We start from the raw sequence: 19,108 nt of genomic DNA on the forward strand, positions 1-19,108 counted from the left end.
AGAGTCGATAGCCTCGATGGACGAATTCCAGCGGGTGCCGAACTCCTTGGCGCCAGTCAGACGTCACCATCACCGGAGGACGAAATGCAGACCAACTTGAGGAAATCCCTCCTCGCCGCCTGGGCAGCTTTCGTCCTTTCCGGGGTCATCACGCTGACGCTGGGGGCAGGAGGAATCCTGCTCGTCATGACCGGGATGATCGCCCTGAGCCTCACCGCGATGGTCGTGACTCAGCGAGGATCGACCTCCGGGACCGGGATCAGACCTCGGTGATCTCGACCTGTGCCTTCTCTTTGCGGCCGAATGCCCAGAGCAGCAGCTCTTCAGGTGCACCCTTGATCTGGAGTTGCGGGGCTGAGGCCGGCCCGGCCGTCCTCGTGCCGTAGCCGGGGCTGATGAAGGTGATGCGCTGCTTCGCGCCGCGCGCCGCCATCGGGAACATCATGCCGCCCTGTCCCCAGAGGCGTTTGCGCAGCTTCTCGGAGATCACGCGTGGGCTGTTCGGATCGAACTCGGGCTGCGCGCGCAGAACGTCCTCGGTGTGGATGTAGAACTCCGCGGTGTTCATCATGTCATTCAGCGGCGGGAAGGACTGCGGGAAATACGGCGGAGGTCCGGCCTCCGCGCGCTTGACCAGCTCGGCGTACCCGGTGTTGCGCAGATTCTTCAGGGCGTTGCTCGCCCAATCCCCGACCAGCGGCAGCTGCGGGCCGACCATCAGATCCGGGCGGGAATCACGGATCACGATGTGCAGCGCGAGGTCCTCGGCAGCCCACCCTTCACAGAGCGTCGGCGCATCGGCAGTCACGCCGCGCAGGGCGGTGACCAGGGCTTGGCGTTGCTCGGAAGCTGTAGAGGTCATAGGCCCAAGTGTAAGGTCGAGGGCATCAGTTGGGTACGGGAAGGACCACAATCATGACGCAGTACACGCCCTCCGCCGCCAGCCCGGACACCCCGGTCGACACCGGCACCACGTGCAGCCCGGACTCCTCACTCAGGCAGATCACTGCTCTGATCCTCTTCGTGGTCATCCCGCAGGCGGTGGGTCTGCTCGGGAGCCTGCTGACCCAAGATCAGGTCGACGGGTGGTACGCCGAAGCGGACAAAGCGGCGTGGACTCCCCCGGATGCGGTCTTCGGTCCGGTCTGGACTGTGCTGTATCTGCTCATGGGGGTGGGCGCGTGGCTGATCTGGCGCCAGCGGCACTGGCTCAACGCCCGGCCGGCGCTGAGCATCTTCGTGACCCAGCTGGTCCTGAACAGCATCTGGTCCCCGCTGTTCTTCGGCGGCTACCCCTGGTTCGGCGCCGCCGCGCTGTGGATGGCCCTGGCGCTGATTCTGGTGCTGATCCTCGCCATCATCGAGACGATGCGCAGGTTCTGGCCGATCTCCCGGGTGGCCGCGCTGCTGCTGAGCCCGTACCTGGCGTGGACGATCTATGCCTCCACGCTGAACCTCTACATCGCGCTGACCGACTGAGCACCTGACCTACGGCAAGCCTCACGGCGACAGGACTGCCACGGACCCGCGGCTGCAGCTCAGTCGGAGAGCAGCAGCTCGCGGACCTTCGCCTCGACGTCGGCGTTGGAGGGTTCCACCTGGTGGGACCCGTCCGGGTACAGCACCACCGGGATGCGGGTGCGCCCGGAGATCTCCTCCGCCACCTTCGCGGCGGCGGGATCGGCCTCCAGGTCGATGTACTCGTAGTCCAGCTCCAGCTCATCGAGCTGCGCCTTGGTGCGGCGGCAGTCGCGGCACCACTGCGCGCCGAACATGCGGATCTGTGAAGGTGATGTCATCGCTCTATTCTCCTCTCGACTGCTCAGCACTCTCAACTGCCCAGCACGTGTTCCAGGGCCTCTTTCAGCGTGTGGTGACGGAACGCGTAGCCCAGGGTCTGCGCCTTCTCGGCACTGACCTGCTGATCCGCGCCGACGATCTCCTTGGCGCCCTGTTCGCCGAGCACCAGCTTCGGACCGAAGGCGGGCACCGGGATCGCGGACGGGCGGCGCATGACCGAGGCGAGGATCTTCGAGTACTGCTTGGCCGTGACCGGTTCCGGGCCGACGCCGTTGACCGGGCCTTCGGCCTCGGGGTTGAACACCAGGTGCACGATCATCGCGGCGATGTCATCGATGCTGATCCAGCTCTGCCATTCCTTGTCCCCCAGCGGCCCGCCCGCGCCCACCGTGTAGAGCGGCAGCAGCTGGGAGAGAGCGCCACCGGCAGGAGTCTGCACGATTCCGGTGCGGATCATCGCGGTGCGCACTCCGGCGTTCTTCGCCGGTGCGGTGCTCTCCTCCCACTTCTCGCAGACCTCGGCGAGGAAGTCGGAGCCGGCAGGTGAGTCCTCGGTCAGCGGGCCTGAGATGCCGGAGCGGTCGGCCGGCGTCGCGCCGTAGTAGCCGATGGCTGAACCGCTGATGAGCACTCGGCCACGCTGGTCGGCGGATTCCAGGCTGGCCAGGGTGGTGGCGATCAGCGCGGTGCCCTCCACGCGGGAGTCCAGGACCTTCTTCTTGTGCTCCTCGGTGAAGCGGGAGGCCAGCGGGTGTCCGGCCAGGTGGATGACCGCGTCCACCTCGCGCAGGGATTCCGGGTCCAGGGTTCCGGCGTCGGGATCCCAGGCGATCTCGCCGGCCTGGGGATCGGCGGATCCGCGGACCATGCGGCGGACCTCGATGCCCGCGCCGCCGAGCAGCGCGCAGACCTGCCGCCCGATCAGTCCGGTGGCTCCGCTGACCGCGACCACCTTCACCGGTGCCGCCCCGGGCACGTGGTGCGGATCCAGCGCCAGCTGGGAGGCAAGCCGGCCGTGGGCCTGATGGAAGGCCAGGTCGTCGCTGCTCTGCCGGCCGCGGAACGCGAAGATGCGGGTCAGCTCCGCCTCGAATTGACGCGACACCAGCTTCTGCACCGCGGAGGGGAGCTTGCCGACCACCGGGAGCTCGTAGGTGACCTTCTCGCGCAGCACCATGCTGGTGCCGTCGTCCTCGAAGCTGCGGTCGTGCCGCCAGGACTTGGCCGGGCCGGAGATCATCTCATCGGCGAAACCCCGTCCGGGCCTGAAATCTGTGTGCCGCGCGCGCCATTTGGTGTAGCCGCGCACCGGCAGTGGAGTTGCGGATCCGGCGATATCGGCGACGGCGGCCAGCGTGGTGCCGAAGATGCTGGGCAGGTTGATCCCGAGCACCGACTCGGAGCCGTCCTTCAGGCCGTTGCTCGGCTCCTCGATCACCCGTCCGGCGAAGGGCGGATGCAGTCGCACCAGGGCGCCTGGGCGGGAGTACCAGTCGAAGACATCTTCGCGGGAAAAGGGCAGGTGGGTCTCGTACTCGAAGATCGGCATAATGCCTCCTGGTCGACTCAGCGCGGCAGCTTAGCCGGAACGCTACCAGGCAGTGCTCACCAGCGGCTGGGAGGTGCGCGGGTCCTCCACGGTCGTGACTGGCCCGGTGCTAACCTCAGCCCATGCCTGCTGCCACTTCCCGTCGCGCCCGCGCCGCGCGGAAGCGGACCAAGCGCGTCGCGGCCTCCGGAAGCGACCTGACCGCGGACCAGTGGTTCAGCATCCTGGAGGCATGGGCCTGCTGCGCCTATTGCGGGGCCGACGGCGCCGCGCTGCAGAAGGACTGCGTCTCCCCCATCTCCCGGGGCGGCCGCTACACGATCGACAACGTTGTACCCGCCTGCGGATCCTGCAACGCCAGCAAGTCCAATGCAGAGGTCACGTCTTGGATGCGACGACGGCGACTCGACGAGCCGGCGTTCCTGCGGCGGTGGGTCGAAGTCACCCGGGAACTGCGGGCGAGCGAGCCTGTCCCGGAATCCTCGGCCTGAGTGACCTCCGCTCGTGTCCGAGGGCTGTGACAGAGTAAACGTGTGAGCACATCCAGCACGGACGCAGCCAACCTTTCACCCTCCGATGTCGAGGCACACCTGGTCGAACAGGACCCGGCCTTCCACGCAGAGGCTCGCGAGCGCCTGGCCGCCCTTGCCGGATCCGAGGTGGACTTCCGGCAGGGTCAGTTCGAGGCGATCTCCGCGCTGGTCCAGCAACGACGCCGGGTGCTGGTGGTGCAGAAGACGGGCTGGGGCAAGTCTGCGGTCTACTTCCTCGCCGCGCACCTGCTGCGCAGTCGCGGCCGCGGCGTCAGCCTGATCGTCTCCCCGCTGATCGCGCTGATGCGTGATCAGATCGCCGCCGCCACCCGCGCCGGAGTGCGCGCCCAGGCGGTCAGCTCCGCCAACGCCCATGAATGGGACACCATCATGGAGTCCCTGCGCAATGACGAGCTCGACGTGCTGCTGATCTCCCCCGAACGCCTCGCCAATCCCCGCTTCCGCGACGAGGTGCTGCCCGGGCTGCTGCAGCGCATGGGCATGCTCGTGGTGGATGAGGCGCACTGCATCTCCGACTGGGGGCACGACTTCCGGCCCGACTACCGGCGCATCGCGGAGATCGTGCGCAACCTCCCCACCGAGGTCCCCGTGCTGGCCACCACTGCCACGGCGAACTCGCGGGTGGTCGATGACATCGCCGCCCAGCTGACCCCCGCAGGTGAAGCCGGTCATGTCGGCGACCATGCGGACAAAGAGGTCCTCGTCCTGCGCGGCACGCTCAGCCGCGAGTCGCTGCGCCTGGGCGTCCTCTCGCTCCCGGATTCCGAGCAGCGCATCGCCTGGCTGACCCAGCACCTAGAGGACCTCACCGGAAGCGGAATCGTCTATGCGCTGACCATCTCCCAGGCCACCGACCTCGCCGCGCACCTGAACGCGCATGGCTACAAGGTTGCCGCCTATACGGGCCAGACCGACCCGGACGAGCGCCAGCAGCTGGAGCAGGCGCTGAAGGACAACACGGTCAAGGCCCTGATCGCCACCAGCGCGCTGGGCATGGGCTTCGACAAGCCCGACCTCGGGTTCGTGGTCCATCTCGGCGCCCCCTCCTCCCCGGTCTCCTACTACCAGCAGATCGGCCGTGCGGGCCGCGCCGTGGACAGCGCCGACGTGCTGCTCATGCCGGGCAAGGAGGACGTCCGCATCTGGGAGTACTTCGCCCAGGCCTCCATGCCCACCCAGGAACGCGCCGACGCCGTGCTGAATGCCCTCTCCCCGGAGACCACGCTCTCCGTGGCGAAGCTCGAGGCCATGGTGGAGATCCGCCGCTCCCCGCTCGAGCTGCTGCTCAAGGTCCTCGAGGTCGACGGCAGCGTCCGCCGCGTCTCGGGTGGCTGGCTCTCCACCGGGGTGCCCTGGACCTATGACGCCGAGCGCTATGACACCATTCTGGCGATGCGCCGCGCCGAGCAGCAGCTCATGCTCGATTACGAGCGTCTCCCCCAGGGACAGTGCCGGATGGTCTTCCTGGCCCACGCCCTCGACGACGACGCCGCCCAGCCCTGCGGCCGCTGTGACACCTGCGCAGAACCCTGGTTCCCGCAGGACGTCTCCCAGCCCGCCCTGGCGGAGGCCAAGGCCAGCCTGGATCGGGTCGGACTGGAGATCGCTCCGCGCAAGCAATGGCCCACCGGTCTGGGCGCGCTGGGCCTCTCGCTCAAGGGCAAGCTTCCCACCGAAGCGCTGGCCGAGCCCGGACGAGCGCTGGCCCGGCTGAGCGATCTCGGCTGGGGCACCCCCGTGCGCGAGGCCCTGCAGGGTGAAGACGCCGAGGTCAGCGAGCAGCTGGTGCGCGGAGCGATCCGGGTGCTCGCCGAATGGGGATGGGCGCGGCGCCCCGACGTCGTCGTGTCCATGCCTTCACGGCAGCATCCGGTGCTCGTGGACTCGCTGGCCCAGTCCCTGGCGCGGGTCGGGCAGCTGCCCTATGCCGGCGCGCTGGAATGGGCCGACGGCGGTCCCACCAGCACCCCGGACACCAACAGCGCCTTCCGCCTGGCCGGCCTGCTGGGAAAGTTCGGGGTCTCTTCAGAACTTGCCGGCCGGATCGAGGGCGCCTCGGTGCTGCTGGTCGATGACGAGGTGGTCTCCCGCTGGACGCTCACTGTGGCGGCGCGAGAGCTGCGCGGCGCCGGTGCTGCACAGGTGCTTCCCTTCACGCTGGGGATGCGCGGATAGGTGCGCTGACCGGCACCCATGGGCGCCAATGCTGGATACTCCCAGCTCCAGCCCCCAGGATGAGGAACGAAGCCGCACAGTTCTCACGACTCGCAACATCCTGAGGAAGGACGATCCGTCACGATGAACTCCCAGACGACGCACTCCACTTACGAGCCGGCCGATACTCATCGTTCCCTCTGGTTGGACACCCACACCCCCGAGTCGATTCCCACGGATACCTTCACCGAGGGCGCCCATTACGACACCGTGGTGGCCGGCGCGGGACTGACCGGTCTCACCACGGCGGTGCTTCTCGCAAGGTCAGGGCACAAGGTGGCAGTCCTGGAGGCCCGCTCGGTCGGCGTCGTCGCCACCGGCAACACCACGGCGAAGCTGTCCCTGCTGCAGGGCACCAATCTCTCCAGCATCCGGAAGCACCACTCCGACGAGATCCTGCAGGCCTATGTGGACGGCAACCAGGAGGGGCAGTCCTGGCTGGTCCGCTACCTGGAGGAACACGGCGTCCCGTATCAGCGGCGCACCGCCTATACCTATGCGGCCACCGGATCTGGACTCTCCTCGCTGCGGGAGGAGCTCGCGGCCTGCCAGAACGCGGGCCTGCCGGTGGAATGGACCGAGAGGACCGATCTTCCGTTCCCGGTCAGCGGGGCGATCGCGCTGAAGGACCAGATCCAGTTCCACCCCATGGAGGTCCTCGGAGCGCTTGCCGCGGAGCTGCGTCATCGCGGCGGTGAGCTGATCGAGGGTGTGCGGGTCACCGGCGCGAGCTCCGGTGACGGCTCCTGGCGTGACACCGAGGAAGATGCGGCACGAAGCTCGACCGATGATGACACCGAGGGTTCACCGCTCATAGATTCAGCGCCGCTGACCGTGGAGACCAGTCAGGGCAGCGTCACGGCGTCTCGACTGATGCTGGCCACTGGTGTGCCCGTGCTGGATCGCGGCGGATACTTCGCCAAGCTCAAGCCGAACCGCTCCTACGCGATGACCTACCGGGTGCCGGGCTCCCCCGCGAGCATCCCGGAGGGGATGTACCTCAGCGCGGATTCACCGGGGCGGACCCTGCGCACGGTGCCCGTCAATGGCGAGGAGCTGCTGCTGATCGGCGGCAATGACCACGTGGTGGGCCGCTCCCCGTCCGAGGCCGCCGCCGTGCAGGACCTCGAGGACTGGGCGCAGGAGCACTTCCCCGGCGCAGAACGGACCCACGTCTGGTCCGCTCAGGATTACCGCACCTCCCAGTACGTGCCGTTCTTCGGGAAGCTGCCCCGCGGGGGCGGGAAGATCTACCTGGCCACGGGATACAACAAATGGGGCATGTCCAATGCCGTGGCTGCCGCCCTAGCGATCTCCGCGCAGATCCTCGGCGGGCATATGGCCTGGGCCGAGACGCTCGGGGCGCGGATGACCTCGCCGTCAGATGTGCTCACCGGACTCAAGGACAACGCTGAGGTCGGCGCTACCATGGTCGCCGGCTGGGCCGCGGCGGAGGTTCACGCCCTGCCCAAGGAAGCACCCGCCGAGGGTGAGGGCGCAGTGGGCCGGGAGCACGGCAAGCCGGTGGCGGTCTCCACGGTGGAGGGCGAGACCTGCAAGGTCTCCGCGATCTGCCCCCACCTGGGCGGGGTCCTGAAGTGGAACGACGCCGCGCTGTCCTGGGACTGCCCGCTGCATGGTTCTCGATTCGCTGCGGACGGCGAACTGCTGGAAGGGCCCGCCGTCACGAACCTGTCGAGGCTGTGACGTCTCTTCAGGGCCGCTAGCGGACGGAGAAGTCCCGCGGGTAGGAGCTCTGCGCGCCGAAGCGGGTCGCCGCGTCTGCCGCGAATCGCGAGGCGGTGGCCGCTGCCGTCTCCAGGCTGTCTCCGCAGGTGAGGCGTCCCACCAGTGCGCCCGCGAAGGCATCTCCGCAACCACTGGTATCCACGGCCTTCACCGGCACCCCGGGGACATCGACGGCCGGCTGCCCGCTGCGGTGCAGCAACGCGCCCTCCCCACCGCGGGTGACGATGAGCGTCTCGACGCCGAGCTGGGCCGCCGGGTCAGCTAAGCCTGAGCGCGCGGGCTCTGAATAATCGGTCCGACTCTCAGCCGGATGCTCGGCCCGATGCCCACCGCCGACTTGGGCCGCGCGCTCCAGCAGGTGCTGCGCCTCCCCCTCGTTGACGATGACCATGTCCACGTTCCGCAGATCCACGGCCTCGGTCGGCAGCGGTGAGGCGTTCAGGGCCACTTTCGTCCCGGTGGCGTGCGCCCGGGCGGCAGTCTCCAGGACCGCCTCCAGCGGAACCTCCAGGCTCAGCAGCACCCATTCGGCCTGGTCCAGCAGCGCCGGCGGGCAGTCGTCGGCGCTGAGCTCCGCGTTCGCGCCGGGGACCACGACGATCGTGTTCTCCCCGTCCGCGCGCACCGTGATGAAAGCCGTCCCCTGCGCTCCGCGTCCCGGTGTGACCGCTTCGGCCTGGACACCGGCCTCCAACAGCGAGGCCACAGCCTCGGTACCGGCGGCATCGGCGCCACAGCGGGCGACCAGATGAGATTCCGCACCGACCAGCGCGGCCGCCACCGCCTGGTTGGCGGACTTGCCGCCGGTGGCCGTCTCCGCTGCATGGGCCAGCACGGTCTCCCCTGGCTGGGGGAACTCGGTCAGCTGTGCGGTGATGTCTCGGTTCACGGATCCCACGACCAGTAGTGTCACGCGCGATCTCCTTTGACGGTGGTCGAGCGGATCAGGACAGTGAGAGGAACAGCTTCTCGAGCTCTTCCACGGTCAGTCCGTCCTCGGTCTCCGCAGCGGCTTCGGGATCGGTGATGCAGAACTGCATCGCGGAGGAGACCACGCTGAAGCCGGCCCGGTCCAGCGCGGTGGACACCGCGGAGAGCTGGGTGACCACGTCACGGCAGCTGCCGCCGTTCTCGACCGCGTTGATCACCGAGTCCAGCTGACCGCGGGCTCGCTTGAGCCGGTTCACGATCTTGCGCTGGGTCTCTGGATCGGCTTCTCTCATGGTGCTCTCCCTGCTTCTCGCACTGTTATGTCTCTATGATGCCAGCAGTTGCCGGCGCCGCCTCAACACCAAGGTCCCCAGCAGCGTGAGGACCAGCACGGCTGCGGCCACCCCGTAGACCAGGGGCAACTCTTGGAAGAAGACGACGATTCCCATGATCAGCACCAGGTAGCCGAAGACCTTCTTGAGCGCCTTCTCGGGGACATGCTTGCCGAAGGCCGTGCCGATCAGCGCGCCCACCACTGTGATGATGGTGATCATCAACACCGGCACCCAGTCGATGCTCACTTCAGTCATGTACCCGGCCAGCCCGGTGAAGGACTTCATCGAGATGATCAGCAGCGAGGTCCCCACCGCTGCCGGCATGGACAGCCCGCCGAGCAGCACCAGGGCGGGGACCACGAGGAATCCGCCGCCGGCGCCGACCATGCCTGTGACCAGTCCGACGACGAGTCCCTCGGCGAGGATCTTGACCAACGGCAGCTTCTTCCGGGCCTCGCCGCTGGTCTGCGGCCGGCGGTCCATGATCATGGCTAGCGCGGTGGCGACCATCATGATCCCGAAGGCCACCATGAGCACAACGCTGGGAAGCTGAGCCCCCAGTAGTCCGCCGCCGAACGCCCCGGCCATCGCGGCGGCGCCGAAGATGAATCCGGTCCGCCACTGCACGTTCCCGCGCCTGGCATGAGGGATCACGCTCACCAGGGAGGTCACCCCGATGATGAACATCGACGCGGCGATGGCCTCCTTGGGCGGGAAGCCCGCTACGTAGGTCAGCAGCGGGACGGCCAGGATGGTGCCCCCGCCGCCGAGCAGGCCCAGTGAGAGCCCGATCCCGACGGCGAGAACCATCGCGAGGATCAGCCCGCTGCTCATGGCCGCGACCGCACCCGAGAGGCCCGCTGGGCATCCGCTGCCCGCTCGTTCTGTGCTTCGCGCTGGTCTTGGATCTGTGTCGAGCGCGGAATCTCGGCGAGCAGCTTCTCCACGCTCGGGTCCGCCTCGACCTTGTTCCACGGCATCTTGTTCAGCGCCGCGGCCATGGCGCAGGAATCGGTCAGCGCCGAGAAGGTCAGCCCCGCGCCGATCGCGCCAGCGAGGTATCCCACCTTCGGTGAGATCAGCTTGCTGCCGACGAATCCGGTGAGCACCAGGGAGCCCGCCACCATGCGCACCTGCCGGTCCATGGCCCAGCGCTGTCTGCCCCGCTGGGTGTGCTGCTGATGCGAGGCTTCGAGCGCGACGACGCCGCCGTCAAGCACTCGCGCCGAGTCCACTCCTGCAGCGCGCAAGTGCTGCAGGGCCTGGTTGGCGCGGTTGCCGGTCTGGCAGATCAGCACGATGTCTCCGGTGAACTGCTCGGCCAGAGTCTCCTTGTGCTTCTGCAGCAGGTCCAGCGGCACGTTGTGCGAGCCCGGGACTCGCAGCGATTCATGTTCCGCGGGTGTACGCACGTCCACGAGCAGCGGGGCCCGCTGTGACTGGAGCTTCTCGGCGAGTTCGGTCGGGCTCATCGGGGCGGCGGGCGCCGTCGTCGTGGTGGTGGTGTTCGCCATAGGGCTGGGTGTTCCTTTCAAGAAGTACGGGGTGCTGGCGCTGCTGACGCCGGTATTGATCTCAGTTCCACCGGTTCAGCGGGACTGCTTCCACTCGGACCAGCCGGCATAGCTGCCGACCAGCTCACGGACATCGTGGCCTTCTCTGCGCAGCGCACTGGCGGCCACGGAGTTCCGGACCCCGGACTGGCAGTAGGTCACGATAGGCCCGCTGCCCGGCAGCTGGTCCTGGTGCCAGAGCACCCGCCCGGCGCTGAGCTGCTGAGAGCCGGGGATGTGGCCCGCAGCGTGCTCGGACTTGTTGCGCACATCCAGCAGCAGCGCGGGCTCGAAGTCCTGAAGCTCCTCAGGGGTGATGGTGGCCGGCTGGGTTGTGGGGAGATCGGCGAGGCTGATCGTGTAGCCCTTCACCCGGTCGATGCCGACCCTCATGAGGTGAGCGCGCATGATCTCAGCCTGGTCCTGATCCTCAGCCAGGAGGATCAGCGGCTGGGTCTCGGTCTCCGGGTCGTAGGCCCAGGCGCCGAAGCTGGCGAACTTGCCGCCGGCGGGGATGTTCAGGGCACCGATGACGGTTCCCTGTTTGACCTCGGCGTTGGCGCGGGTGTCCACGAAGATCGCTCGGTCCTCTTCCAGGGCGCTGCGCACCTGGTCCGAGGTGAAGGCCTGAAGCGGAGACAGCGGGCCCAGCACGGCGGGGCCGTCCTTGTTCTCGCGCTTCATCCGCCCGAAGTAGGCGTGGGCGTCGGGCTGCCCGTCGAGGAGCTCGTCGATGAAGCCCTGCTCGTCATCGTTGGCCAGATGCTTGGACCACCAGGCGTTGGTCCGCTCGTAGCCGACCGTGGTGGCCGGCAGCGCGCCCAGGGCCTTGCCGCAGGCGCTGCCTGCGCCGTGGCCGGGGTAGACCAGGATGTGGTCGGGCAGGGCGAGGAACTCGTTCTTCAGGCTGCGGTAGAGCTGCCTGGCTCCCTCGAAGCGGGTGTCGACTCCCCCGGCGGCCTCATCGAGGAGGTCCGGGCGGCCGAGGTCTCCGGCGAAGACGAAGTCTCCGGAGATCATGTAGCCGGGATCATCGCTGAAGGCGCCGTCGGTGACCAGGAAGATCAGGTGCTCCGGGGTGTGGCCGGGAGTATGGCGGGCCTCCACACGGATGTTGCCCAGGGTGATCACGTCTCCGTGCTGGAGTCGGGTGGCGTCGAAGCCGTACTGCCAGTCCTCGCCACCCTCGCCGGAGATGAAGGCCTCGGCGTCTGCGGCGGCCGCGAGCTCGCGGGTGCCGGAGAGGTAGTCCGCGTGGATGTGGGTCTCGGCGACCTTGGTGATGCGCATCCCGTGGTTCGCGGCGAGGTCGAAGTACTCGCCGACGTCGCGGCGGGCGTCGATGACCATGCCTTCGCCGGTGGCCTGGCAGCCGATGAAGTAGCTGGCCTGGGCCAGGTCCTCGTCGTAGATCCGTTCCAGAAGCATGAGATCGCTCCCTTCCTTGACAGTCGTTGGATACCCCATGGGGTATATGAACTACTGTCGCACATACCCCCGGGGGTATACAAGTTCGACGGAAAAAGATGAGTGAGCTGCTCCATTCGGGGTCGCCACGTGCTGCCGCGAATACCGCTCTGAGAGGCCGCGTTAACACTGCTGAAACGCGAGCCGGTAGGGTGGACAATCTGCCCTCCCCCAGCGCGCCCGCCCGGCGACCTGTGTGCGGACGCGAGCAGCAATCGTGTGTATCTACCTGGCCTGCGCGGCATTCCCGCCGCAGCGGCCAAGGCGGCACTGAGTAAGACAGAGCCGACACCAAAGGACCTATCACCATGCCCGCGACCCAGCCCGACTTCGCGCCCAGCGAGGCTCCGAGCCACACCACGACTCCGACGCTGCGCGGCGCCGTCGGCCCCGCCTACTTCCCCGTGGCGCTGCTGGCCCGCTTCCCCTACGCCATGATGGTGGTCGGGGTGCTCACCCTGGTGGTCGCGGCGCGGGACTCGCTGACCCTGGGCGGTGTCACCTCCGCGATGGTGGGCCTGGGCACGGCGATCTTCGGGCCGCTCATCGGCGCCGGCGCGGACCGGTGGGGCCAGCGCCCGGTGCTGCTGATCGCTGGTCTTGCCAGCAGCCTCTCGCTCTTCGCCCTGGCTTGGGTGGTCTACAGCCCGCTGGGCACCTGGGCGGTGCTGGTCTCCGCCTTCCTGGTGGGCGCCACCGCACCGCAGGTTCCGCCGATGTCGCGCAGCCGCCTGGTGGGCGTCATCTTCCGGAAGCTCCCCGCGGCCCGGCAGCAAAAGACGATGAACTCGACGATGGCCTATGAGTCAGCTGCCGATGAGATCACCTTCGTCTTCGGCCCCGTGATCGTGGGCCTGCTTGCGGCCACCCTGGGCGGCGCGGCGCCGATCATCGGCGCGGCCGTGCTCACCCTGGTCTTCCTGCTCGCCTTCGCGATGCACCCCACCGCCGACGTCGTGCCCAAGAACACCGCGACCCACCGCGAACCCGCCCCGGTGGGCGAGCTCTTCGCGCCGCGACTGCTGGTGCTGCTGGCCGGCGCCCTGGGCATCGGTCTGATCTTCGGCTCCACGCTGACCGTGCTGACCTCGTTCATGGCCGATCTGGGCTTCGCCGAGCGCGCGGGCCTGGTCTATGGCGCCATGGGTGTGGGCTCTGCGATCTTCGCGCTGGCGGCGGCCCTGTTCCCCGCGAGCTTCAGCCTCGAGGCGCGCTGGCTGAGCTTCGGCGGGGTGCTGCTGCTGGGCACCATCGGGCTGCAGTTCGCCTCTGTGCTGCCGGTGCTGATCCTGGTGCTGCTGGTGATGGGCGTGGGCATCGGCCCGACCCTGGTCACGCAGTTCAGCCTGGTGGCCGAGCGCAGCCCGCATGGACGCTCCGCCACGGTGATGTCCATGCTCACCACGGCGATCGTGATCGGCCAGTCCTCCTCCACGGCGATCACCGGGTTCATCGCCGAGAACTTCGGCACGCAGATCTCCGCGATCGTTCCGCTGGTGGCGGCGCTGCTGATCATCCTCGCGGCCGTCGGCAACGCGCTGGGCGTGAGCAACAGCCGGGACTACTCCCGGGAGGGATCCGAGGGCTGATCTCGGCCCGGCTCGCGGTGCTGATCTGCCTCCCGGTCGTCAGGCCAGCACCAACCAGCGTCACTCCGCCAGTGAGTCCACAACCGGTGGTCTGCGCAGCTCCAGCACGACCACCAGTGCGATGACACCGGCGGCCGTGAGGACCAGACTCTGCGGGGCCAGCGCGCTGAGCGCGATCCCCACGGCGAGGGCTGGGATGAGCACGTTCTTGGCCCGGGTGAGGGATTCCTTGAGCGTGAGGAACCAGATCCCCAGGATGAAGACCGCCACCGGGACCGTCAGCGTGGCCGCGGCCGCCTCGGGACTGAGGCTGGTGGCGCCCAAGTCGAGGTCGATCGCGACCTCGATCCCGGCGGAGAACGTCCCGGCCGCGGCGAAGATCGCGTAGTGGGCGTACCCGAAGATCAGCGAGTTCCGAAGTCGATCGAACTTCTCGTGATGGCTGCGCGCGAAGTAGATCCACCACATCCCGGAGGCGAGGATGAGCCCGCAGACGGCGATCGTGATCAGTGCACCGAGGCGCTCGGCATCTTCTGCAGCGTCGATCACAGCATTGGCGGAGGCGAGGATCGATTCCCCGAGCAAGATGATGGTGAACAGCCCGTAGCGTTCGGCGATGTGGTGCGGATGCCAGGGCGTGGGGCGGGATCGCTCCGCCCAGATCGGCACTGAGATTTCGGCGAGCACCAGCAGCAGGAACCCTGGCACGGACCACTGCTCGGGGAGCAGCAGCCGTCCCACCCACAGCAGCTGCACCACGGAGATTCCCGCCGCATACCTCAGCGCCGTGCCGCGCAGCCGCGCATCTGCCTGCGCCGCACGCAGCCACTGCGCGACGACTGCGAGGCGCATGATCACGTACCCCAGCGTGGCCAGGCGGTAGTCCGTCTCGGTCACCGCGGGGTTCACACCGGCGGCGAGCACCAGCACACCGCCCATCTGGAAGAAAGTCAGGATCCGGTAGAGCCAGTCCTCCGTGCCGAAGGATGTGGCGAACCAGGTGAAGTTCATCCATGCCCACCAGATCGCGAAGAACACCATGGGTACGCGCCGACTCCGCTGGCAATGTGCCCCGCAGACTCGGCGTGGTGCAGCTCGACAGCGGCCTGCGAGACAGCGACGACGAACACGAGGTCGAAGAAGAGCTCCAACGGGGAGGCCGCACGGTGCTCCTCCTGCGGGTCCCGCGGGCGCATGCGCCTCAAGCCCAGCCGAGCGTGCACAGTGGTCATCGCGCTGATCCCTTGGTGTCGAAGGGGCGGGTCGAGGGGCCGGGCAACAGCGCCGACGACGGCGGCGCGGCAGCTGCTCGGCGCCAGAGTAGCCGCGGTGGGGACTCGGCCACAATGGCGCGGCACACAGGTCAGGGCACGCAAAAACGGCCGGTGAGGCCCCCCGAAGGGAAACCTCACCGGCCGTTGTGCGGCTCAAGCTGCTCAGCCGGGGCTGTTCAGCTGAAGCCGTTCAGCAGGAGCTGATCACGCGTCGTCGTCCTCGGTGTTCGAGGAACCGTCGCCCTCGACCACGGGGGCGAGGCTGAGCTTTCCGCGGTCATCGACCTTGGAGATCTCGACCTGGATGCGCTGGCCGACGCTGACGACGTCTTCGACGTCGTCCACGCGCTTGCCCTCGTTGAGCTTGCGCAGCTCGGAGATGTGCAGCAGGCCATCCTTGCCCGGGGTCAGCGAGATGAACGCGCCGAACGTGGTCAGCTTGACCACGGTGCCCAGGTACCGCTCGCCGATCTCAGGGACCTGCGGGTTGGCGATCGCGTTGACCGCGGCGCGTGCTGCTTCTGCAGCCTCGCCGTTGGTCGCGCCGATCAGGACGGTGCCGTCATCTTCGATCGAGATGTCGGTGCCGGTGTCCTCCTGGATCTGGTTGATCATCTTGCCCTTCGGGCCGATGACCTCGCCGATCTTGTCCACGGGGACCATCACCGAGATGATGCGCGGTGCGAACTCTGACATCTCATCCGGAGAGTCGATGGCAGCTGCCATGACGCTCAGGATGTGCAGGCGAGCCTCGCGGGCCTGCTTCAGCGCTGCGGAGAGCACCGAAGCCGGGATGCCGTCGAGCTTCGTGTCCAGCTGGATGGCTGTGACGAACTCGGAGGTGCCGGCGACCTTGAAGTCCATGTCGCCGAAGGCATCTTCGGCGCCGAGGATGTCGGTCAGTGCGGCGTAGCGGGTCTCGCCGTCGACCTGGTCGGAGACCAGGCCCATGGCGATGCCTGCCACAGGGGCCTTCAGCGGAACGCCGGCGTTGAGCATCGACAGCGTCGAGGCGCAGACCGAGCCCATCGAGGTGGAGCCGTTGGAGCCCAGCGCCTCGGAGACCTGGCGGATCGCGTAGGGGAACTCCTCGCGGGAGGGCAGCACCGGAACCATGGCGCGCTCAGCGAGTGCACCGTGACCGATTTCGCGGCGCTTGGGCGAACCCACGCGGCCGGTCTCACCCACCGAATAGGGCGGGAAGTTGTAGTTGTGCATGTAGCGCTTGGTCTTCACCGGCGACAGGCTGTCGATGTTCTGCTCAAGCTTGAGCATGTTCAGCGTGGTGACACCCATGATCTGGGTCTCGCCGCGCTCGAAGATCGCCGAACCGTGCACGCGGGGAAGAACCTCGACCTCGGCGGTGAGCTGGCGGATGTCCGTCAGACCGCGTCCGTCGATGCGCACCTGATCGCGCAGGATGCGCTGGCGGATGACCTGCTTGGTCACCGCGCCGATGGCCTTGGCGACTTCGCCGCCGCGGCCTTCGAATTCCTTGCCCTCGCCGGCGAGCTCCTCGCGGACCTCGGCCTTCAGCTCGGAGTCCGCGGTGTCGCGCTCCTGCTTGTCGGCGATCTGGTACACCTTGCTCAGGCGCTCGGAGGCGGAAGCCTCCACAGCGGCGAGAACGTCATCCTCGTAGTCCACGAAGGTGGGGATGTCGATCTCGGGCTTGGCGGCGCGTGCTGCCAGATCAGCCTGGGCATCGCAGAGGACCTTGATGAACGGCTTGGCAGCCTCGAGGCCTTCGGCGACGATGTCCTCGGTCGGAGCGGTCTTGCCCTGCTCCATGATGAGCTTCCAGGAGTCATCGGTGGCTTCGGCTTCGACCATCAGCACAGCGATGTCGCCGTCGACGACTCGACCTGCGACGACCATGTCGAAGACAGCGTTCTCCAGCTGGGAGTGCTTCGGGAAGGCCACCCACTGGGCGCCGTTGGCACCCTCGACGAGTGCCACGCGGACTGCACCGATCGGGCCGGAGAACGGCAGACCGGAGAGCTGGGTGGACATCGAGGCGGCGTTGATGGCCACCACGTCGTAGAGGTCATCCGGGTTGATCGAGAGCACGGTCTCGACGACCTGGACCTCGTTGCGGATGCCCTTCTTGAAGGCGGGGCGCAGCGGGCGGTCGATCAGGCGGCAGGCCAGGATCGCGTCGGTGGAGGGGCGACCCTCGCGACGGAAGAAGCTGCCGGGGATGCGACCTGCGGCGTACATGCGCTCTTCAACGTCCACCGTCAGCGGGAAGAAGTCGAAGCCCTCACGGGGGGACTTGCCCACCGAGGTGGCCGAGAGCAGGCTCGTGTCGTCGTCCATGGTGACCAGGACGGAACCGGCGGCCTGCTTGGCGAGGCGGCCGGTCTCGAAGGAAATGGTGCGTGTACCGAATGAGCCGTTGTCAATGACGGCTTCGGTGGTGTGAATCTCGGGACCCTGCATAACAGGTGTCTCCTCTCAGTTGTCTTGCATTACTGGCGCGCCAGTGAGAGAGAAGGATCTGCGTACATATGGTCGGTCATCGATCGAAGCCCACGGGCCCGGCACGTGCTGTGCCTCCCGGAGGCTACTACCGAGGACCGGAACATATGAGTTCGATCCCTCTCACTGGCGGGAGCGCCACCCACTAGTCTCGCATACAAAGCAGGCGACTCCTACGGCCGTGTTGACCGTGTAAGGAGCCGCCTGATTCGTTGCTTGGTGATCAGCGTTTGACGCTGAAGCTCATCGGCGAATACCGAGACGCTTGATCAGCGAACGGTAGCGCTCGATGTCCGTAGCAGCAAGGTACTTCAGCAGACGACGACGGCGACCCACCAGGATCATCAGACCGCGACGGGTGTGGTGATCATGCTTGTGCACCTTGAGGTGCTCGGTGAGGTCGGAGATCCGACGTGTCAGAACCGCAACCTGAACCTCGGGTGAACCAGTGTCACCCTCGGAAGTTGCGTACTCCTTGATGATCTCCTGTTTGACAACGGGATCTAAAGCCATGGAAGAGCTCCTTCATTGTTGTACCGCGAACAAGACCGGGCTTTGCCCTTGCGGGCCAGGGACCAGTGTCAGCCACCGCGGACTGCAGCATGACGTTGCCGCCTAAGCGACCCGTCTACGATACAGGAGCCAGCCACAAGGGGCCACCCACCCTGCGTTTACGCCCACCCACCCTGCGTTTTACCTCCCCCACCCTGACGTTTTACCTCCCCGTGCGAGTTCTACCGGGCAGACCGCCGGCGGGGTAGATCACGTAGGCCCAGGTAAAACGCTGGTGTGCAGGACGGTGAGGTAGGGAAGCTGGACGGGCTCCCCCGGCGACAGCTCCAGGTGCTCATCGAGGTACCAGTCGAGGTTCGCTCGGCGGCGTTCCCGAGCCGGCCCATCGGCCGAGAGCCAGGAGCTCAGCGTGGTGGACAGCGTGCGAATCTCCTCCGGGGTGATCGCCCGTTCCCAGCGCGTCTCCTGCGTGGTCCAGGCACCGAAGAGCGCAGGGTCCACGGCCGGGGTCCAGCCGGGCCGGTAGACATCCCCGGCGCGCATGATCCGGGTCAGCCGGTGCACCCAGGGGACGGATGTATCGAGATAGTTGGCCACCACGGCCAACACTCCCCCGGGCCGAAGAATCCGGCGCACCTCCTGCTGGACCAGCGCGTCATCGAACCAGTGCCAGGCCTGGGCCGCGACGACGACGTCGCAGCTCGCCTCCTCCAGACCGGTCGCCTCCGCCGTGGTCCGGTGCACCTGAAGGCGCGGGCTCGTCTGATTCCGGAGCAGCTCCGCGCTGCGTGCTGCGAGCACCTCGGTCATCGCGATCGAGGGCTCCACCGCATGGACGTCGGCCCCGTGCTCGAGCAGCGCTCGGGTGAGGATTCCGGTGCCGGCGCCGAGATCGGCGACCACGGGGTGGGCTGCGGGCGAGAGCGCCAACATCCTCGCCACCACCTCGCGCGGATAGCGCGGCCGGACGGCGTCATAACGCCAGGCCTCCTGCAGGGAGGTGTCCGTGGAGAAGGAGGCGCCGAGCCGTCGTCGTCGGTCGGGGTCGGTGATCAGCGCCGGCTGACCGGGACGTGACTTGGGACGGGATGGCACAGGAG

Annotated in this window: 19 protein-coding genes; 6 read left to right on the plus strand and 13 right to left on the minus strand. The window is 67.6% G+C overall.

The features are described 5' to 3' along the window. The first annotated feature begins 96 nt into the window (after positions 1 to 96). Complete coding sequence (locus tag H4W26_RS04405) at positions 97 to 273, plus strand: hypothetical protein (RefSeq protein WP_192590915.1); 177 nt, start codon at positions 97 to 99, stop codon at positions 271 to 273. Here H4W26_RS04405 and H4W26_RS04410 read toward each other — a convergent pair. Beyond that, the gene (locus tag H4W26_RS04410) at positions 260 to 862 is read right to left on the minus strand and encodes a TIGR03085 family metal-binding protein (protein ID WP_192590916.1); all 603 of its coding nucleotides are present in this window, start codon (positions 860 to 862) and stop codon (positions 260 to 262) included. The two genes, H4W26_RS04405 and H4W26_RS04410, sit on opposite strands and share 14 nt — an antisense overlap. 53 nt (positions 863 to 915) lie before the next feature. Here H4W26_RS04410 and H4W26_RS04415 point away from each other — a divergent pair, with 53 nt between their 5' ends. Further along, on the plus strand, positions 916 to 1,479 hold the full coding sequence (locus tag H4W26_RS04415) for a TspO/MBR family protein (RefSeq protein WP_192590917.1): 564 nt from the start codon (positions 916 to 918) through the stop codon (positions 1,477 to 1,479). Between the two features lie 59 nt (positions 1,480 to 1,538). On the opposite strand, the gene H4W26_RS04420 is transcribed toward H4W26_RS04415, so the two are convergent. Continuing rightward, on the minus strand, positions 1,539 to 1,799 hold the full coding sequence (locus tag H4W26_RS04420; protein WP_192590918.1) for a glutaredoxin domain-containing protein: 261 nt from the start codon (positions 1,797 to 1,799) through the stop codon (positions 1,539 to 1,541). 32 nt (positions 1,800 to 1,831) lie between these two features. Further along, the gene (locus tag H4W26_RS04425; RefSeq protein ID WP_192590919.1) at positions 1,832 to 3,349 is read right to left on the minus strand and encodes a TIGR01777 family oxidoreductase; all 1,518 of its coding nucleotides are present in this window, start codon (positions 3,347 to 3,349) and stop codon (positions 1,832 to 1,834) included. Between the two features lie 122 nt (positions 3,350 to 3,471). Between H4W26_RS04425 and H4W26_RS04430 the strand changes: the two genes are divergently transcribed. The 3 genes from H4W26_RS04430 to H4W26_RS04440 all read left to right on the plus strand — a co-directional run bounded on the left by H4W26_RS04430 (position 3,472) and on the right by H4W26_RS04440 (position 7,824). Then, positions 3,472 to 3,840, plus strand: a complete 369-nt coding sequence (locus H4W26_RS04430; RefSeq protein WP_192590920.1) for an HNH endonuclease — start codon at positions 3,472 to 3,474, stop codon at positions 3,838 to 3,840. A 42-nt stretch (positions 3,841 to 3,882) separates the two neighbouring features. Continuing rightward, complete coding sequence (locus tag H4W26_RS04435; protein WP_378625962.1) at positions 3,883 to 6,078, plus strand: RecQ family ATP-dependent DNA helicase; 2,196 nt, start codon at positions 3,883 to 3,885, stop codon at positions 6,076 to 6,078. A gap of 123 nt (positions 6,079 to 6,201) precedes the next feature. After that, positions 6,202 to 7,824 carry an FAD-dependent oxidoreductase gene (locus tag H4W26_RS04440; protein WP_192590921.1) on the plus strand — a complete coding sequence of 541 codons (1,623 nt, stop codon included), beginning with the start codon at positions 6,202 to 6,204 and terminating at the stop codon, positions 7,822 to 7,824. Positions 7,825 to 7,840: 16 nt separating this feature from the next. Here H4W26_RS04440 and H4W26_RS04445 read toward each other — a convergent pair whose 3' ends face one another. The 5 genes from H4W26_RS04445 to H4W26_RS04465 form a co-directional block, all read right to left on the minus strand. After that, entirely contained in the window at positions 7,841 to 8,779 is a 939-nt protein-coding gene (locus tag H4W26_RS04445; RefSeq protein ID WP_192590922.1) for a ribokinase, read from the minus strand. A 31-nt stretch (positions 8,780 to 8,810) separates the two neighbouring features. Then, a complete protein-coding gene (locus H4W26_RS04450; RefSeq protein WP_192590923.1) occupies positions 8,811 to 9,089 on the minus strand; it encodes a metal-sensitive transcriptional regulator in 279 nt (92 codons plus the stop codon). A 33-nt stretch (positions 9,090 to 9,122) separates the two neighbouring features. Then, a complete protein-coding gene (locus tag H4W26_RS04455) occupies positions 9,123 to 9,965 on the minus strand; it encodes a sulfite exporter TauE/SafE family protein (RefSeq protein ID WP_192590924.1) in 843 nt (280 codons plus the stop codon). After that, positions 9,962 to 10,645 (minus strand): rhodanese-like domain-containing protein, encoded by a 684-nt coding sequence (locus H4W26_RS04460; protein ID WP_225939595.1) that lies wholly within the window; start codon positions 10,643 to 10,645, stop codon positions 9,962 to 9,964. The genes H4W26_RS04455 and H4W26_RS04460 overlap by 4 nt, the downstream gene beginning before the upstream one ends. A 75-nt stretch (positions 10,646 to 10,720) precedes the next feature. Further along, positions 10,721 to 12,112: an MBL fold metallo-hydrolase gene (locus H4W26_RS04465; protein WP_192590925.1), complete on the minus strand. Its 1,392-nt coding sequence runs from the start codon at positions 12,110 to 12,112 to the stop codon at positions 10,721 to 10,723. A gap of 347 nt (positions 12,113 to 12,459) precedes the next feature. Here H4W26_RS04465 and H4W26_RS04470 point away from each other — a divergent pair, with 347 nt between their 5' ends. Then, positions 12,460 to 13,740, plus strand: a complete 1,281-nt coding sequence (locus H4W26_RS04470; RefSeq protein WP_192590926.1) for an MFS transporter — start codon at positions 12,460 to 12,462, stop codon at positions 13,738 to 13,740. A 60-nt stretch (positions 13,741 to 13,800) separates the two neighbouring features. Here H4W26_RS04470 and H4W26_RS04475 read toward each other — a convergent pair whose 3' ends face one another. The 5 genes from H4W26_RS04475 to H4W26_RS04490 all read right to left on the minus strand — a co-directional run bounded on the left by H4W26_RS04475 (position 13,801) and on the right by H4W26_RS04490 (position 19,103). Continuing rightward, complete coding sequence (locus tag H4W26_RS04475; protein ID WP_318779766.1) at positions 13,801 to 14,781, minus strand: low temperature requirement protein A; 981 nt, start codon at positions 14,779 to 14,781, stop codon at positions 13,801 to 13,803. Continuing rightward, entirely contained in the window at positions 14,748 to 14,972 is a 225-nt protein-coding gene (locus H4W26_RS13985; protein ID WP_318779767.1) for a low temperature requirement protein A, read from the minus strand. The genes H4W26_RS04475 and H4W26_RS13985 overlap by 34 nt, the downstream gene beginning before the upstream one ends. A 246-nt stretch (positions 14,973 to 15,218) precedes the next feature. Next, complete coding sequence (locus H4W26_RS04480) at positions 15,219 to 17,456, minus strand: polyribonucleotide nucleotidyltransferase (protein ID WP_192590927.1); 2,238 nt, start codon at positions 17,454 to 17,456, stop codon at positions 15,219 to 15,221. Positions 17,457 to 17,738: 282 nt separating this feature from the next. Then, positions 17,739 to 18,008, minus strand: a complete 270-nt coding sequence (rpsO, locus tag H4W26_RS04485; RefSeq protein ID WP_036473966.1) for a 30S ribosomal protein S15 — start codon at positions 18,006 to 18,008, stop codon at positions 17,739 to 17,741. Positions 18,009 to 18,257: 249 nt separating this feature from the next. Further along, the gene (locus H4W26_RS04490; protein ID WP_192590928.1) at positions 18,258 to 19,103 is read right to left on the minus strand and encodes a class I SAM-dependent methyltransferase; all 846 of its coding nucleotides are present in this window, start codon (positions 19,101 to 19,103) and stop codon (positions 18,258 to 18,260) included. Between the last annotated feature and the right edge of the window lie 5 nt (positions 19,104 to 19,108).

Origin of the sequence: Nesterenkonia halotolerans (genome assembly GCF_014874065.1) — a bacterium.
GTDB lineage: Bacteria > Actinomycetota > Actinomycetes > Actinomycetales > Micrococcaceae > Nesterenkonia > Nesterenkonia halotolerans.